The organism is Pseudorhizobium sp. NPDC055634, assembly GCF_053618655.1.
In genome coordinates, this window is sequence record NZ_JBSHHW010000012.1 from 36,715 (window position 1) to 50,664 (window position 13,950).

The window sequence follows — 13,950 nt, forward strand, 5'->3', positions numbered from 1 at the left end:
CCAGCCGAAATGGACGGCGACGGTCCTAGTCGCCGACCACCAGCAGGTCCTGGGCGGAGAAGTTGAGCGTCAGCTTGTCGCCCGGTGCCGGCATGGTCAGGTCCGGCGCATTGAACATGTCGAAGGATATGGCATTGCCGCCGACGTCGATCTTGGTGCGGACGACGGAGCCGAGGAAGCTCGAGGAGAGGACGGTGCCATTGAGCGCCGTGTCGCCGCCGGCTGAGATCGAGCCTGCTTCCGGACGCAGGGCGAGGAGGATCGGATCGCCCGCATTTCGTCCCGGCGGCAGGTCGCGCAGCCGGACCTGCTGGTCGCCGATCCGCACCGTCCGGGCCGACGGCTCCGCCACCACCGCGTCGATGATGTTGAGCGTTCCGACGAAGGACGCCACGAAGCGGGTCGCGGGGCGGTTGTAGATTTCCGAAGGCGTGCCGATCTGGTCGGCGCGGCCGGCATTCATCACCACGATGCGGTCGGAGATGGAGAGCGCCTCCTCCTGGTCATGGGTCACGAAGACCGTGGTGATGCCGAGCTTCCGCTGGATCTGGCGGATTTCTTCCCGAAGCGAGATACGGATCTTGGCGTCGAGGGCCGAAAGCGGCTCGTCGAGCAGCAGCAACTGCGGCTTCGGCGCCAGCGCGCGGGCCAGCGCCACGCGCTGCTGCTGGCCGCCCGACATCTGGTAGGGATAGCGGTCGGCGAGGTGCTCGAGGCGGATGAGCGCCAGCATTTCCTTGACGCGGGCCTCGATCTCCGCTTTCGGCGTGCCGGCGACCTTCAGGCCGAAGGCGACGTTGTCGAAGACGTTCATGTTGGGAAACAGCGCATAGGCCTGGAAGACCATGCCGATATTGCGCTGGTTGGTCTTCAGCCTGTTCTGGTTGCGGCCGTTGATGCTGATCGTGCCGCCGCTTGGCGTCTCGAAGCCGGCGATCATGCGCAGCACCGTCGTCTTGCCGCAGCCGGAGGGCCCGAGGAAGGAGACGAACTCGCCCTTGTCGATCGACATGTTGAAGTCCTTCACCACCTGTATGGCGCCGAAGCTTTTCTGGAGGTTGTCGAGAACCAGGAACGACATGCGGTAGGATCCTTAGATGCGCGAGGGCGCTGCCTTGCTGAAGCGCGACACGAGCTGAATCAGGCCGAGACAGCCCCAGGTGATGGCAAAGGCGATGACGGAAAGGGCGAAGGGCTCATAGGCCTTGTTGGCGCCGATCCGCTGCAGGTAGGGGCCGAAGGCCGGGCGGTCGAGAAGGGCGGCCAGCGTGAATTCGCCGATGACGATGGCGAAGGTGAGGAAGGCGCCGGAAAGGACCGCCGGCACGACGTTCGGCAGGATGACGCGCCGGAGGATCGTGAACCAGCCGGCACCGAGGCTTTGCGCGGCCTCCGTCAGCGTCGCGACGTCGATCGTGCGGAGCCCCGTGTCGACGGCCCGGTACATGTAGGGCAGGGCGAGGATGGTGTAGCCGAAGGCGAGCAGCGCATTGGTCCCGACGATGGAGCCGGTGAGCGGCAGCCAGCTGGATGTATTGTAGAGGCGGATATAGCCGAAGACGATGACGATTGCCGGGATGACGAGCGGCAGGAGCGTGACGAACTCCACATAGGGCCGCGCCCAGGGCATCTTCAGGCGGACCCAGAAGGCGGTCGGCACGACGATCAGGACGCCGATGGCGATCGTCACAAGGGCCATGACGACCGAATAGGAGAAGGTCGCCTGGAACTGCGGGTCGGCAAAGACCTCGCGATAGGCGTCGAAGGAATAGACGCCGCGCCGGGCCTTCAGCGAAAACTCGAACATGCCGGTGAGGGGCACGAAGAAGTAAAGCAGGCCGAGGATCAGAACGCCCCAGCCGAGGATGCGCGCGCCGAGGCTCATTTCAGCCACCTCTCGGCGCGGATGCGCAGCCAGATGTAGATGACGTTGGCGATCGCCGTGACGACGATCATCCCGAAGGCCATGGCATAGCCGAGATTGGGGTTGCCGAGCACGTCGCCGCGGATCTGTGCGAAGAGCTGGATCGGCACGATGTTGAGGCTCGATCCGGTCAGCGCGATGGCGGTCGCGACGGCCCCGAAGGCATTGGCGAAGAGGAGCGCGAAGGTGCCGAGCAGGGAGGGAAAGAGGATGGGCAGCGCGACCATGCGCCAATATTGCAGGGTCGAGGCGCCGAGGACCTGTGCCGCCTCCCGCCATTCCCGGCGCAGTCCTTCGAGAGCCGGCGTAATGATGAGGATCATCAGCGGAATCTGGAAGAACAGGTAGGTGACGGTGAGGCCCCAGAAGCTCAGGATGCTGAAGCCGAGATCGCGCTGCAGGACGATCCCGAAATTCTGGCGAAGAAAGACCGTGACGAGGCCGACCGGGCCGAAGGTCGCGAGGAATGCAAAGGCCAGCGGCACGCCGGCGAAATTCGAGGCGACGCCGGAGAACGTCATCAGCGGCGAGCGCACCCAGCGCGGCACGGCGCCGAAGACGACGGCGACGGCCATGCCGAAGCCGATGAGGCATCCGAGAGCGGCGGAGGTCGCCGATATCCGCACGGAAATCCAGTAGCTCGACGGGATGGTGCCGCTGTTGAGATCGATGATGTTCTGCAGGGTGAAGGAGCCGTCGCGCGCCTGAAAGGCCCCGACGACGATATGCATGGTCGGCAACACGAGGAACAACAGCACGAAGAGCGCAAAGGGCGCGAGCCCAAGCCAGGTCAGCGGCAGCCGCAGCCGGGTTGCGGGAGAGCTATTGTTCATCGGCGCGGTCGTCTCCCTCGGCTCGGTTGTCGATTGGTGGCGAAAGTACGGCGAGTGGAGCCGAGATGGCAAGCCCGGCCCGAGAGGTTCGGGCCGGACCTGCGTGGCGAAGGCTGCTTACTGGACGTTGGCGCCGACGACGCCGTCCCAGCTGCCGGTGACGGCGGCCTTGTTGGCATTCTGCTCCTCGACCGTCGGGAAGACGGCGGCCTCGTAGCTTTCAGCCGGCGGCAGGGCGTCCAGGAGCTCCTGCGGGATCTTGCCGGCCTTGGCCATGGCGTTGAAGCGGGCCGGGTGGCAGTAGCCCTTCAGCCAGAGGTTCTGGCCCTCGTCGGAATAGAGGTATTCCATCCACAGCTTTGCGGCATTCGGATGCGGCGCATAGGCGGAAATCCCCTGGACGTAGACGCCGGCGAGCACGCCCGTCTTCGGAACGACGACCTCGACCGGCGGGTTGTCCTTGAGCTCGTCGCGCCAGGCGAGGGCGTTGTAGTCCCAGGCGATCGCGATCGGCGTTGCGCCCTGCGCGATCGTGCCGGCCTTGGCGATGACCGGAACGAAGTTGCCGGCCTTGTTCAGTTCCGCAAAGTATTCGAGACCGGCCTTGCCGGCGTCCTCGCCGGACTTGGCGCCCTTGGAAAGGCCTGCCGCGAGGACGGCGAGGATTGCCTGGTTGGACGCGCGCGGGTCGCCGGCAAGCGCCACCTGGCCGGCATATTCCGGCTTCAGGAGGTCGGCCCAGTCCTGCGGCACGGTCTCGACCATGTCCTTGTTCACGATGAAGGAGAGAACGCCGTAGTAATCGCCGTACCAGTGGCCGTCGGCATCCTTGACCTCGTCCGGGATTTCGTCCCAGGTCGAGACCTTGTAGGGCTGCAGGAGGCCTTCTTCCTTCATCTGCGGACCGAAGGAGAGACCGACGTCGATGACGTCCGGGGCCTGCGGTCCCTTGTTGTCCTTGTTCGCCTTGATGGCTTCCACCTCATCGGCCGAACCGGCGTCCGGGTTCAGTTCGTTGACCTGGATTTCCGGATACTTGGCCTTGAAGCCGGCGATGACGTCGCCGTAGCCGCACCAGCTGTGGGGCAGGGCGATGGTGGTCAGCATGCCTTCCTTCTTCGCGGCCTCGATCAGCTCCGCGCTCGGTTCGGCGTAGGCGAGGCTGGTCGATGCGATGACGACGGCGGTCGTCATGGAAAGAAGGCGGTGGGTCCTGTCGAGCACGATATCCTCCTGGGGTTTGGTCGTGTTGCGGCGACTCGTAGAGCCGGTTCATGTACGGTATGTGACAGTCTGCTAGGCCGGGTATTCCTCTTTGGTATTCCGTGCGGCGGGCATTTCGCGGCCGGTTATTCCATTTTGTGCCGGTGCGGGCGGCGGAAGAGCCGCGACTGCTCGAAGAGGTCTTCGAGGGAGGTCATGCGCTCGCGGGTCCTGTCCCAGGTGGCGCTCTGCACGGCCTCGATCAGCGCCTCGACGAGGAACAGGGTGACGACGGAGGAGTCCCAGGCGCTCGGCGCCTCGATCCGGACGCGGAAGGTGTGGCGGGCATGCTTGGCGACGGGGGATGCCCAGATATCGGTGATCAGGACGATGATGACGCCGTTCTGGGTGGCGACCTCCGCCAGGGTCGCCATCTCCTGCTCGTAGCGGCGGATGTCGAAGATCACCAGCACGTCGCCGCGGTTCATGTTCAGCACATGCTGGGGCCAGGAACTCGAATTGGTCGAGATCAGCGTCGTCTTCGGACGGATGACCTGCATGTGGGTGAAGAAGTATTCCGCAAGCGACCCGGTGATGCGGCCCCCGACGAAATAGACGCTGCGGTCGAGATCGCCCAGCAGCGCGGCGGCACCCTCGAAGGTCTTCGTGTCCAGCGCGGACAGGGTGTCCCTGAGGTTGGCGGTGACGGCGTCCGCGAAGCGGTTGAGGATGTGCGTGCCTGGCGCGTTCAGCGCCCAGCGATCATGCTTGGCGATCGGGTTGGAGATCGTTTCCTCGAGCTCGTGGTGCAGGTGAGACTGGAATTCCGGATATCCCTTGAAGCCGAGCTTCTGCACCATGCGGGCAACCGTCGGCGTCGAAACGCCGGCGCTCTCCGCAATCGTCGTGATGCTCCCCAGGCCGGACACCGGATAATTCTCCAAGATCCTGTCGGCCAGCTGCTTTTCGGCGCGCGTCAGGCTGTCGTAGCGGGTGCGGATGACATCCGAGACGGTGCGTGCGGCGGTTGGCACTGATGCTGTTCCCTTCCGGTCTTCGCCGGTTGATCGGATTAATCCCTCTTTCGCGGGGCGAGTCAATGCGGCCCTTGAAGAGAAATTTTCAGAACTGCATTGACGCCAGGCAAAAGATGAAGAATTCTTTTCTCCGTGTTCCACGCTTGCGCTCCGGACGACATGCTGGCCGAAACGACATTCTTCGCGGAAAGTGACGGCGAGCCGGTTGCGGTGGAGAACCCAAGGGGACGGGGCGAGGTTCTCCTCGTCTGCGAGCACGCCTCGCGCCGGCTGCCGAAGCGCTACGGAACCCTTGGACTTTCAGAGGACGCGCTCGCCTCGCATATCGCCTGGGACCCCGGCGCGCTCGCCGTTGCGCGGCTGATGTCGAAGCGGCTCGACGCCACCCTCATCTTCCAGCGCTTTTCCCGCCTCGTCTACGACTGCAACCGGCCGCCGGAATCGCCGGCGGCGATGCGGGATGTGAGCGAGATCTTCCGCATTCCGGGCAACGAGAACCTGTCTGCGGCGGAGAAAACCCTGCGCACCGCGTCGCTCTACCTGCCGTTCCAGGGCGCCATCCGCGAGGAGATCGCGACGCGGCAGGCGAAGGGAATTGAGACGGTGCTGGTCACGGTTCACAGCTTCACGCCCGTCTACTTCGGCAGGCAGCGCGCGGTCGAGATCGGCATCCTGCACGATCGGGACAGCCGGCTCGCCGATGCGATGCTGGAAGCGGCAGGCCATGCGGGTCCCTACAGGGTGGAGCGCAACGAACCCTACGGTCCCGCCGACGGCGTGACCCATACGCTCGAACTTCACGCCTTGCCTGGCGGGCTCCTGAACGTGATGATCGAGATCCGCAACGACCTGATCGCCGATGAAACGGGGCAGGGCGCGGCGGCGGATTTCCTCGGCGACCTGCTGAGAAAGAGCATCGATACGCTGACCAAGAACAACAATGATGGCGGCGATTGAAGAGGTGGAACGGACTGGGAGAATGAAAGGGTGCGCTATCACGTCATACTAGCCGCGGCGGGCGCCGATGCCTGACGCCCTGAAGACCTATGTCCGCGTCGTCGACCGCTTCAACCGCGGCGTCGGGCGCGTAACCATGTATCTGATCTTCGTGATGATGGGGATCCTGCTGTGGTCCTCCGTCTCGAAGTCCTTCTTCCTGCCTTCGCTCTGGACCCTCGAAATGGCCCAGTTCGTCATGGCCGCCTATTACCTGCTCGGCGGCGCCTATTCCCTGCAGCTCGATTCCCACGTGCGGATGGACCTTGCCTATGGCCGCTGGTCGCCGAAGGCCAAGGCGATGGTGGACGTGGTCACCATCTTCATGCTCTTCGTCTACCTCTTCTTCCTCCTCTATGGCGGCGTTTCCAGCACGACTTACGCCCTTCAGTACAACGAGACGAGCTATTCCTCCTGGTCTCCGTACATGGCGCCGATCAAGATCATCATGGTCATCGGCATCTTCCTCACCTTCCTCCAGGCGACCTCGATCTTCATCAAGGATCTCGCCGTCGCCGTCGGGAGGCCGTTGGCATGAGCGCGGAAATGATCATCCTCTTCATGTTCTCGTCCATGCTGCTCAGCATGCTGACGGGGCAGCGCGTCTTTGCCGTGATCGGCTTCGTGGGCGTCGTCGCGGCCGCGATCCTGTGGGGGAACGGCGGCTTCGAGATGGGCTTCGCGGCGGCGATGAAGCTGATGAAGTGGTATCCGCTGCTGACGCTGCCGATGTTCATCTTCATGGGATACCTGCTGTCGGAATCCGGGATCGCGGAGGACCTATACAAGGCCTTCCACGTGTGGATGGGCGGCCTCAGGGGCGGCCTGGCGCTCGGCACGATCGGGCTGATGGTCATCATTTCAGCCATGAACGGCCTGTCGGTGGCCGGCATGGCCATCGGCGCCACCATCGCGCTTCCGGAACTGCTGAAGCGCGGCTACGACAAGACGATGGTGTCCGGCGTCATCCAGGCCGGCAGTTCGCTCGGGATCCTCGTGCCGCCGAGCGTCGTGCTGGTCCTCTACGGGATGATCGCCCGCCAGCCGGTCGGCCAGCTCTGGCTCGCCGGCGTGTTTCCCGGCCTGCTGCTTGCGGCGCTGTTTGCGCTCTACATCGTGATCCGCTGCCATTTCAACCCGGCGCTCGGGCCCGTGCTTCCGAAGGAGGAGCGCGACCTGCCGCTGGCGGAGAAGCTGAAGCTGCTCCGGGCCGGGATACTGCCCTTCCTCATCTTCTTCCTGATGATGGGGCTTTTCCTGATGGGCTATACGAGCCTGGTGGAAAGCTCGGCGGTCGGCGCCCTTTCCGCCCTCGTCGTCGCCGCCTTCAAGGGCCGGCTCGGCAACGGCGTTCTGACCCGGACGATCGAGCAGACGCTCGGCATCTCGTGCATGTTCATGTGGATCATCCTCGCCGCCCTCTGCTTCGGCGCGGTCTTCGACGGGCTGGGTGCGGTGCGGGCGATCGAGGGCCTGCTGATCAATGACTGGGGCCTGTCGCCATGGACGATCCTGATCATCATGCAGCTCTCCTTCATCCTGATGGGCATGTTCCTGGACGATACCGCCATGCTGGTCATCGTCGCGCCGCTCTACATCCCGCTGGTCGGAAAGCTCGGCTTCGACCTCATCTGGTACGGCGTGCTCTACACGATCACCTGCCAGATCTCCTACATGACGCCGCCGTTCGGCTACAATCTCTTCCTGATGCGGGCCATGGCGCCGCCGGAGATTTCGCTCGCCGACATCTACCGGTCCGTCTGGCCGTTCGTGATGGTGATGATGATCGGCCTCGCCATCATCATGGCCTTCCCGCAAATCGCACTCTGGCTGCCGGAGCAGATCAGTGTCCGCGGCTGACCCCCGACATACCGACAAGAGCCCGGGACACGGGCCTTTCTTACCCGCCGTTGGCGCGGCGTGGCGTGACTGGATCAATCAACAACAGAGGGAACAGACATGACCAACAGACGAGAATTCCTGAAGAAGGCCGGTATCACCGCCGCCGCGGCCGGACCGGCCATCCTCGCCGCGCCCCATGTCAGGGCGCAGGCGCCCATCCGCTGGAGGCTACAGACCTATGCGGGGCCGGCACTCGCCGAGCACGTGATCAGGCCGGCAATCGACAGTTTCAACAAGATCGCCGCCGGCCAGATGGAGATCGAACTCTACACGGCCGACCAGCTCGTTCCGACCGGAGAACTCTTCCGCGCCATGCAGGCGGGCACGATCGACGCGGTGCAGTCGGACGACGACTCAATGAATTCGCCGGTCGATATCAAGGTGTTCGGGGGCTATTTCCCCTTCGCCTCGCGCTACAGCCTCGACGTCCCGACGCTGTTTCACCAGTACGGGCTGAAGGATATCTGGGAGGAGGCCTATAACGAGGTCGGCGTGAAGTGGCTGTCGGCGGGTGCCTGGGACCCCTGCAATTTCGCCACCAACAAACCGCTGAAGAGCCTCGAGGACCTGAAGGGGCTGCGGATATTCACCTTCCCGACGGCCGGACAGTTCCTCACCCGCTTCGGCGTCGTGCCGGTGACGCTTCCGTGGGAAGACGTCCAGGTCGCCATGCAGACCGGCGAGATCGACGGGATCGCCTGGTCGGGCATCACCGAGGACTACACGGTCGGCTGGGCGGACGTCACGAAGTACTTCCTGACGAACAACATTTCCGGCGCGTGGTGCGGCTCCTTCTTCGCCAATGCCGACCGCTGGAACGAGGTGCCGGACAATCTCAAGGAGCTGTTCAAACTGACGATGGATTCCTCGCACTACTACCGGCAATACTGGTACTGGGGCGGCGAGGCGCAACTTCGCACCGAAGGGACCAAGCTCGAGCTCACCACCATTCCCGAGGCGGAATGGAAGACGGTGGAAGACGAGGCGCTCAAGTTCTGGGACGAGGTCGCCGCGACCAGCCCCCGCTGCGGCAAGGTCGTCGAGATACTCAAGGCCTATCGCGAGACGATGGCAAAGGCCGGCCCCCCGTACCGCTACAGCTGACATGCACAGAAGCGGGGTCGCGCCCAGAAACATGGGTGCGGCCCGCCATTCTCCAGTGTTCATCCCGATGGAAGCCTTCATGACCGCCACCTACAGCCTTGACGACCTGAAACGCGACGTTGCCGACGGTCGGATCGATACCGTGCTCGCCTGCCTCGTGGACATGCAGGGCCGCCTGATGGGAAAGCGCTTCCAGGCGCAGTTCTTCGTCGAGGGAGCCTATGAGGAAACCCACAGCTGCAATTACCTTCTGGCGACCGACATGGAGATGGAGACCATTTCCGGCTACAAGGCGACCAGCTGGGAAAAGGGCTATGGCGACTACACGATGAAGCCCGACCTCACGACGCTTCGGCGCATTCCCTGGCTGGAGGGGACGGCGCTGGTGCTCTGCGACGTGCTGGACCACCACACCCATGAGGAAGTGCCGCATTCGCCCCGCGCCATCCTGAAGAAGCAGGTCGCCCGTCTCGAGGCGATGGGCATGAAGGCCTTCATGGCCACCGAGCTGGAATTCTTCCTGTTCGACCAGACCTACGAGCAGGCGCATGCGTCCGGCTATCGCAACCTCAAGCTCGCCAGCGCCTATAACGAGGACTACCACATCTTCCAGACCAGCAAGGAAGAGGAGGTGATGCGGGCCATCCGCAACGGGTTGCAGGGCGCCGGCATCCCCGTCGAGAATTCCAAGGGGGAGGCCTCGGCCGGCCAGGAGGAAATAAACGTCCGGTACGCGGACGCTCTGACCATGGCCGACCGCCACGCGATCATCAAGAACGGCTGCAAGGAAATCGCCTGGTCGAAGGGCAAGGCGATCACCTTCCTCGCCAAGTGGAACTACACCGCCGCCGGTTCGTCCTCCCACATCCACCAGTCGCTCTGGAGCGCGGACGGCAAGAAGCCGCTCTTCTTCGACGCGGATGGCGAGCACGGCATGTCGCAGACGATGAGGCACTACGTGGCGGGCCTTCTCGCCCATGCCGGCGAGATCACCTACTTCCTCGCCCCTTACATCAACTCCTACAAGCGCTTCATGGCCGGCACGTTCGCGCCCACCAAGGCGGTCTGGTCGAAGGACAACCGCACGGCCGGGTATCGTCTCTGCGGCGATTCGACGAAGGGCATCCGCATCGAATGCCGGGTCGGAGGCTCCGATCTCAACCCCTACCTCGCCATGGCCGCGCTGCTCGCCGCCGGCATAGACGGGATCGAGAAGGAGATGGAACTCGAACCGGCCTTCGTCGGCGATGCCTATGGCGGCCGGGATATCCGCGAGATACCGCACACGCTCCGGGACGCGACGGCGCTGATGTCCGGTTCGGCCATGCTGCGCGCCGCCTTCGGCGACGACGTCATAGACCACTATACCCGCGCGGCGCAGTGGGAGCAGGAGGAATACGATCGCCGCATCACCGACTGGGAAGTGGCGCGGGGCTTCGAAAGGGCCTAGGGCTCGACCAACAAGATCATAAAACGACAGGAAGTGATCATGACCATGATCCAATGCATTTCGCCGGTCGACGGCTCGGTCTATGCCGAGCGGAAGGCCATGGGCTTCGACGAGGCTTCGGCGGCGATCGACCGTGCCCGCAAGGCGCAGAAGGACTGGGCGAGGCGGCCGCTCGAGGAGCGTGTGCAGCTCGTCCTCAAGGGGGTCGCCCGCCTGAACGAAATGGCCGACGAGGTGGTGCCGGAACTCGCCTGGATGATGGGGCGGCCGGTGCGCTACGGCGGCGAGTTCAAGGGCTTCAACGAACGCTCCAACTACGTTGCCTCGATCGCGGCCGATGCGCTGGCGCCGATGGTGGTCGAGGAAAGCAACAGCTTCGAGCGCCGGATCGAGCGCGAGCCGCACGGCGTCGTCTTCGTCATCGCCCCGTGGAACTACCCCTACATGACTGCGATCAACACGGTGGCGCCGGCGCTGATGGCCGGCAATACCGTGGTCATCAAGCACGCCTCGCAGACGCTGCTCGTCGGCGAGCGGCTGGTGCGGGCCTTCGTGGAAGCGGGCGTGCCGGAGGACGTCTTCATCAACCTCTTCCTCGATCACGAGACGACAGCCGCGCTGATTTCCGCGGGAAAGTTCAACTTCATCAACTTTACGGGCTCGGTCGAAGGCGGGCGTTCAATCGAACGGGCAGCGGCCGGAACCTTTGCCGGGCTCGGCCTCGAACTCGGCGGCAAGGACCCGGGCTACGTGATGGAGGACGCCGATCTCGACGCTGCCGTCGATACGCTGATGGACGGCGCCACCTATAACTCGGGCCAGTGCTGCTGCGGCATCGAGCGCATCTATGTGCACGAATCGCTCTACGACCAGTTTGTCGAGAAGTCGGTCGCCTGGGTCTCGAACTACAAGCTCGGCAATCCGCTGGAGCAGGAGACGACACTCGGACCGATGGCGAACAAGCGCTTCGCCAAGGTCGTGCGCGAGCAGATCGCCGACGCGGTGTCGCGCGGTGCCAGGGCACTCGTCGACCCGAAACTCTTTCCCGCCGACGATGGCGGCGCCTATCTCGCGCCGCAGGTCCTCGTCGACGTCGATCATTCCATGGCCTTCATGACAGAGGAGACCTTCGGTCCCGCCGTCGGCATCATGAAGGTCAAGGGCGACGAGGAGGCGATCGCGCTGATGAACGACAGCCGGTACGGGCTGACCGCATCGCTCTGGACGCAGGATGCAGAGCGGGCAGGGCGGATCGGCCGCGAGATCGAGACCGGGACCGTGTTCATGAACCGGGCCGACTACCTCGATCCGGCGCTCTGCTGGACGGGCGTCAAGGAAACCGGCCGCGGCGGCTCGCTTTCCGTCCTCGGCTTCCAGAACCTCACCAGACCCAAGTCCTATCACCTGAAGAAAGTCACGAAATGAACATCGTCGCGAACTGGAGCTACCCGACCGCCGTCAAGCTCGGCGGGGGCCGGATCAAGGAACTGGCGGAGGCCTGCAAGTCGCTCGGCATGAGGAAGCCGCTGCTTGTCACCGACCGGGGACTGGCCTCGATGGCGATCACGCAGAAAGCGCTCGACATCCTCGATGCAGCCGGCTTAGGCCGGGCGATCTTTGCGGATGTCGATCCGAACCCCAACGAGAAGAACCTCGAGGCGGGCGTGAAGGCGTTCCGCGACGGCGGGCATGACGGCGTGGTGGCCTTCGGCGGCGGCTCCGGCCTCGATCTCGGCAAGGCCGTCGCCTTCATGGTCGGCCAGACCCGCCCCGTCTGGGATTTCGAGGATATCGGCGACTGGTGGACGCGCGCGAAGACGGACGGCATCGCTCCGATCGTCGCCGTGCCGACGACGGCGGGCACGGGCTCGGAAGTCGGGCGCGCCTCGGTGATCACCAATTCCGAAACGCACGTCAAGAAGATCATCTTCCACCCGAAGTTCCTGCCGGGCGTGGTGATCGCCGATCCGGAACTCACGGTCGGCATGCCGAAGGTAATCACCGCCGGAACGGGCATGGATGCCTTCGCGCACTGCCTGGAAGCCTATTGCTCTCCCTTCTACCACCCGATGAGCCAGGGGATCGCGCTCGAAGGCATGCGGCTGGTGAAGGAATTCCTGCCGCGCGCTTATAGTGACGGCACCGATATCGAGGCGCGGACCAACATGATGGCCGCGGCCGCCATGGGGGCGGTGGCCTTCCAGAAGGGGCTCGGCGCGATCCATGCGCTCTCGCATCCGATCGGGGCGGTCTACAACACCCATCACGGCATGACCAACGCGGTCGTCATGCCGCCGGTGCTGCGCTTCAACCGCCCGGCTATCGAGGAGAAGATCGAGCGCGCGTCCGCCTATCTCGGCATCGCGGGCGGTTTCGACGGCTTCTACGACTATGTCCTGTCCCTGCGCTCGCAACTCGGCGTGCCGGAAAACCTGACGGCCATGGGCATCAAGCAGGACCGAATCGACGAGCTTGCCGCCATGGCGATCGAGGATCCGAGCTGCGGCGGCAACCCGGTTCCGATGACACTGGAGAATACCCGAAAGCTCTTTGTCGACTGCTTCTGAACGCGCAGCCAAGCCGCGCAGACGAAGGCCCCATAGCTTGCGCTCCGGGGCCTTTTTCATGGCGCGACGGGAGAGGTCTGGACCCTGATCGACCCTGAAGATTTACGATTTGTTAACCATGATTAAGCAAGGATGACGCCCATGCACCATGCTTCCCAGGTGCGCATCTGAGCGATGCGGCTCATGCCCTTCAAGGATCGAGAATGCCCGTAATATCCTTTGCAAATGCCAAGGGCGGTGCCGGAAAGACCACCGCTGCACTTCTGCTCGCGACCGAACTCGCTCATCAGGGTCATCGCGTGGCAATCATCGATTGCGATCCGCAGCAGTGGATCACCCAGTGGGCCGAAATTTCCGGTCCCGTCCCCAATGTGGAGGTCATCTCGGAAGTGTCCGTCGCCTCGCTGCAGTGTCACCTGCGGGAAATGGCGGGGCAGGTGGATTTCTTCGTCATCGACCTGGCCGGTGCAAGGGACGCACTGGTAACGACGGCGATCGGTCTTTCCGATCACGTGATGATCCCCGTCCAGGGCTCGGCCATGGACGCCAAGGGCGCGGCGCAGATCCTCGATCTCCTTGCCCTGATGAAGCAGAAGGCGAACCTCTCGATCGCCCATTCGGTGGTGCTGACCCGGGTCAGCTCGATGGTCACCACCAAGGCGCTGCTTGCGATCAAGGGGCTTCTCGCCGCGCGCGGGGTCAATGTCCTGAATACCCCGATCGGCGAGCGCAACGCCTTCAAGGAACTCTTCGAGACGGGCGGCACGCTACGCACGCTCGATGTCGCCAGGGTCAGCAACCTCGAGAAGGCGCGGGGAAATGCGTCCGCCTTCGCCCAGGAAGTCGTCCGCCTGATGCCGGCCAGGGTCGTCCGCTCGGGAAAATCGCGGCCGGTCGCCTCAGGACGCTTGGCAGCCTGAACTGATCGTAAGAC

General features: G+C 64.0%; 13 protein-coding genes. 8 read left to right on the plus strand and 5 right to left on the minus strand.

Annotated elements, in window-relative coordinates:
* Positions 1-25: 25 nt before the first annotated feature.
* The 5 genes from ACWGPT_RS17910 to ACWGPT_RS17930 form a co-directional block, all read right to left on the minus strand.
* Positions 26-1,081: an ABC transporter ATP-binding protein gene (locus ACWGPT_RS17910; protein WP_452606994.1), complete on the minus strand. Its 1,056-nt coding sequence runs from the start codon at positions 1,079-1,081 to the stop codon at positions 26-28.
* A gap of 12 nt (positions 1,082-1,093) precedes the next feature.
* Positions 1,094-1,885 (minus strand): ABC transporter permease, encoded by a 792-nt coding sequence (locus tag ACWGPT_RS17915; protein WP_452606995.1) that lies wholly within the window; start codon positions 1,883-1,885, stop codon positions 1,094-1,096.
* Positions 1,882-2,757: an ABC transporter permease gene (locus ACWGPT_RS17920; RefSeq protein WP_452606996.1), complete on the minus strand. Its 876-nt coding sequence runs from the start codon at positions 2,755-2,757 to the stop codon at positions 1,882-1,884. The genes ACWGPT_RS17915 and ACWGPT_RS17920 overlap by 4 nt, the downstream gene beginning before the upstream one ends.
* Positions 2,758-2,874: 117 nt before the next feature.
* Positions 2,875-3,951, minus strand: coding sequence for an ABC transporter substrate-binding protein (locus ACWGPT_RS17925; RefSeq protein WP_452607074.1), 1,077 nt, complete (start codon positions 3,949-3,951; stop codon positions 2,875-2,877).
* A 155-nt stretch (positions 3,952-4,106) separates the two neighbouring features.
* A complete protein-coding gene (locus ACWGPT_RS17930) occupies positions 4,107-4,994 on the minus strand; it encodes a MurR/RpiR family transcriptional regulator (RefSeq protein ID WP_452606997.1) in 888 nt (295 codons plus the stop codon).
* A 162-nt stretch (positions 4,995-5,156) separates the two neighbouring features.
* Between ACWGPT_RS17930 and ACWGPT_RS17935 the strand changes: the two genes are divergently transcribed.
* The 8 genes from ACWGPT_RS17935 (at position 5,157) to ACWGPT_RS17970 (ending at position 13,936) form a co-directional block, all read left to right on the plus strand.
* Positions 5,157-5,954, plus strand: coding sequence for an N-formylglutamate amidohydrolase (locus tag ACWGPT_RS17935; RefSeq protein ID WP_452607075.1), 798 nt, complete (start codon positions 5,157-5,159; stop codon positions 5,952-5,954).
* Positions 5,955-6,021: 67 nt separating this feature from the next.
* Positions 6,022-6,531: a TRAP transporter small permease subunit gene (locus tag ACWGPT_RS17940; protein WP_452606998.1), complete on the plus strand. Its 510-nt coding sequence runs from the start codon at positions 6,022-6,024 to the stop codon at positions 6,529-6,531.
* Complete coding sequence (locus tag ACWGPT_RS17945) at positions 6,528-7,853, plus strand: TRAP transporter large permease (protein ID WP_452606999.1); 1,326 nt, start codon at positions 6,528-6,530, stop codon at positions 7,851-7,853. The genes ACWGPT_RS17940 and ACWGPT_RS17945 overlap by 4 nt, the downstream gene beginning before the upstream one ends.
* A gap of 99 nt (positions 7,854-7,952) precedes the next feature.
* Complete coding sequence (locus ACWGPT_RS17950; RefSeq protein WP_452607000.1) at positions 7,953-8,999, plus strand: TRAP transporter substrate-binding protein; 1,047 nt, start codon at positions 7,953-7,955, stop codon at positions 8,997-8,999.
* A gap of 79 nt (positions 9,000-9,078) precedes the next feature.
* Positions 9,079-10,449 (plus strand): glutamine synthetase family protein, encoded by a 1,371-nt coding sequence (locus ACWGPT_RS17955; RefSeq protein ID WP_452607001.1) that lies wholly within the window; start codon positions 9,079-9,081, stop codon positions 10,447-10,449.
* A 39-nt stretch (positions 10,450-10,488) separates the two neighbouring features.
* On the plus strand, positions 10,489-11,874 hold the full coding sequence (locus tag ACWGPT_RS17960) for an aldehyde dehydrogenase family protein (RefSeq protein WP_452607002.1): 1,386 nt from the start codon (positions 10,489-10,491) through the stop codon (positions 11,872-11,874).
* Positions 11,871-13,016, plus strand: coding sequence for an iron-containing alcohol dehydrogenase (locus tag ACWGPT_RS17965; RefSeq protein ID WP_452607003.1), 1,146 nt, complete (start codon positions 11,871-11,873; stop codon positions 13,014-13,016). The genes ACWGPT_RS17960 and ACWGPT_RS17965 overlap by 4 nt, the downstream gene beginning before the upstream one ends.
* Before the next feature lie 203 nt (positions 13,017-13,219).
* A complete protein-coding gene (locus ACWGPT_RS17970; RefSeq protein ID WP_452607004.1) occupies positions 13,220-13,936 on the plus strand; it encodes an AAA family ATPase in 717 nt (238 codons plus the stop codon).
* Positions 13,937-13,950 lie beyond the last annotated feature (14 nt).